Origin of the sequence: Hydrogenophaga sedimenti (assembly GCF_051857515.1) — a bacterium.
GTDB lineage: Bacteria > Pseudomonadota > Gammaproteobacteria > Burkholderiales > Burkholderiaceae_C > Hydrogenophaga.
This window is the reverse complement of the sequence record NZ_JBPZHA010000030.1, coordinates 1-2,663: the sequence shown is the minus strand read 5'-3', so window position 1 is coordinate 2,663 and position 2,663 is coordinate 1. Positions and strand designations below refer to the sequence as shown.

The following is a 2,663-nucleotide window of genomic DNA, read 5'->3' as shown; positions in this document are numbered from 1 at the left end:
GAAAACGGGCGGTGCAAACGCAGAAACTGCGTTGAATTCGCTGATTCCGAGTCGCGCTGTTTCATGTCGTGGCAAGCCGCCCGCTATCGGCTGGCGCTAAACGTGTTTTGAACACCATCCCTATCAAAATAAAGCACCACCAAAAAACAAAATCCCAAAAGGCAAAAAGGGAGGAAAAATGCTCAAAATCATTATTGCACTCACAGCCACACTATCCGTATCCGGATGTTTATTTGATAGCCCTGGCCAGCAATGCCTAAATTCCTTCAAACAGACACTCAAAGATCCCAATTCTGGAAAGGTCCTGGAATTCAATGAATCAAAATTAACTTATTCCGCAACCAATTCCTACGGTGCACGACTGCAGGGCAATGCGTTGTGCGCCGAAGAAAACGGCAAATGGGTTAGAGATTTATTCAACGAAGAAATTGCGATTTTGAACAGAATGGCAGAAAAACTCGAAGCATCCAACAATTGCCGAAGAGCCGGAGGATCACGCGAAGACTGTGCCGGCGACAGCGCAGCACTGAAATACGGCAACTCCGACCAAAACGAGCTCAAAGAAGAAGTCCGCAGAGAGCTTGGATTCAATTGACATTGACTTGTGGATTTGGGGTCATGTCCAGACCAGCATCGGGGCCTCGGAACAGCATCCAAAGGCATTGAGGTCTTGCCTTCTGCCTATAGGCGGCCGGCAAACCTCCCGCCCCCACTCGCCCCAATCACCAACCGCTGCGTCGCCCGCGTAGCCCCCACATAGAACAGCCGCGCTTCCTCGCGCTCGTCTTCGCCCTCGGCGGGCATGCGCCCGGCGCCGACCAGCGCCACCACCGGGAACTCCAGCCCTTTGCTGACGTGCAGCGTCATCACCTTGATGCTGTCGTGTGCGGGGTCGAACACGCTGGATGAGTTGCGGCGCAGCTGGTGCGGCAGCTTGCGCTTGCGCAGGAATTCGGCACACATGTCCATTTCGCTGTGGTGGCGGCAGAGGATGGCCATGTCGGCCCAGGCGTGGCCTTCGCGGTGGGCGGAGGCCAGCAGTTCGGCCACCTGGGCCACCTCTTCGCGCAGGGTGGGCAGGCGCACGATGAGCGGTGCCTCGCCGTCGCGCCCGCAGCTCACGGGCTTGAGCAGGGGCACGCCGTCGTCGTCCTTGTCTTCGGCGGTCAATAGATCAGCGGCGACCAGGCTGGCCGTTTGCAGGATCTGCCGCGTGTTGCGGTAGTTGATCTTGAGGATGGTGGTGCGCCCCTGCGCCTGGATGCCCACGCTCTTGAAACTGAAGTTTTTGCTCTTCTGCGTGCGTTCGTAGATGCTCTGCGCGTCGTCGTACAGCACGAGCAGGCTGTTGGTGGCGGGGTCCACCATCTGCACCACCAGGCGCAGCCATTCGGGCGCGAAGTCGTGGCCTTCGTCAATGAGCACGGCCTGGTATTGCCCGCTGGGGATCTGGCGGCGGTCCACGCCGGTGATGACGCGCTGGACCATGTCGGCAAAAAAGGCGTCCCAAGACAGGTTCTGCGGGGGCAGGTCTTGCCCGTACGCCACCAGTTGCTGACGACACCATTTGTGAAAGTGCACGGCGTGCACGCGGTCGGCAATGCCTTTGGCGGCCATCACACGCGCAATCTGCCGGGCCAGCGGCTCGTTGAAGCAGAGGATGAGGATGGGTTTGCTGGCGGCGGCGTCCTTGGCGTTGACGGCCTTGGCCAGGTGTTCGGCGCGATAACCCAGCAGCATGGTCTTGCCCGAACCGGCCACGCCGTGGATGACGCGGTGGCCGTCGCCCAGGCTGCGGGCCAGCTGCTCCTGCTGCAGGTCCATCACCCGCATGATGCTGGGCAGTTCGGCGGCTTCGTCAGCGTCGTCAAATAGCTCGCCGCTCACCTGCACGCGCACCTCGGGGAACATGATCCAGCGCACCCGGTCCATCTGCGGCAGCGACATGACGCCGCCCATCATGAAGGGGAACATGTCCCACAGGCGGCTTTGCAGCGCCTCGGGCTCCACCTGTTCGCCCATCTCGTCCTGGCAGATGACGCGGTGCGGTTCGATGGCGTGGGCGAGTTCGGCCTTGTCGAACTGGGCGCGGGTGATGTTGGGCAGCACCACGCCGTAGCTCCACGGAAAGGCCAGCTTGCCCTGGTGCCGGCCTTCGGGCTGCACCAGCTGCGGGTCGCGCTCCAGCGCGTTGACCACCTGGTGCGCATACTGCCGGGCTTGCTCCAGCGGGTTGGGAATGGTCTTGGGGCCGAGCTCGCCATGGATGTCCCAGGTCTGCTTGTTGGCCTGGATGAGGGTGGAGAGCCGGAAGTCCTTGACCTCCAGGATCAGGATGCCCCGGCGCGGGTGCATGACGACAAAGTCCGGGTGCTGGTGCCGGGGGCCGACGGCCACGTCGTACCAGAGCAGGTAGTCGGCGTCGAGCTTCTGTTCAAGCCGCTCGGCGGTGCGGCGTTCGCCGGGCGTCATGCGTGCAACGCATGCGCCCAGGGCGGGTATCAGTGTGGCCATCTGACTTGTATGAATATGTTTCCCTGAGGGATGGTGTTCAAAACCCCCGGTCAAGCCCGAATGGCATGAGCGAGGCACGACAGGAACAATGGCGTGATGACCCAACGAGAACTTGGCCTGAATCTGAGTACGCGGCGCACGCGCAAAGC

At 61.1% G+C, this 2,663-nt stretch carries 2 protein-coding genes; one reads left to right on the top strand and one right to left on the bottom strand.

The features are described from left to right. Positions 1 to 178: 178 nt before the first annotated feature. The gene (locus ACS5NL_RS22655; protein WP_439356255.1) at positions 179 to 595 is read left to right on the top strand and encodes a hypothetical protein; all 417 of its coding nucleotides are present in this window, start codon (positions 179 to 181) and stop codon (positions 593 to 595) included. 86 nt (positions 596 to 681) lie between these two features. On the opposite strand, the gene ACS5NL_RS22650 is transcribed toward ACS5NL_RS22655, so the two are convergent. Continuing rightward, positions 682 to 2,514, bottom strand: a complete 1,833-nt coding sequence (locus tag ACS5NL_RS22650) for a 3'-5' exonuclease (RefSeq protein ID WP_439356254.1) — start codon at positions 2,512 to 2,514, stop codon at positions 682 to 684. Positions 2,515 to 2,663: the final 149 nt, after the last annotated feature.

What these genes read in the sequence shown, in the direction of transcription:
- ACS5NL_RS22655 (WP_439356255.1), top strand. Translation starts at nt 179, where the DNA reads ATGCTCAAAATCATTATTGCACTCACAGCCACACTATCCGTATCCGGA.
- ACS5NL_RS22650 (WP_439356254.1), bottom strand. Translation starts at nt 2,514, where the DNA reads ATGGCCACACTGATACCCGCCCTGGGCGCATGCGTTGCACGCATGACG.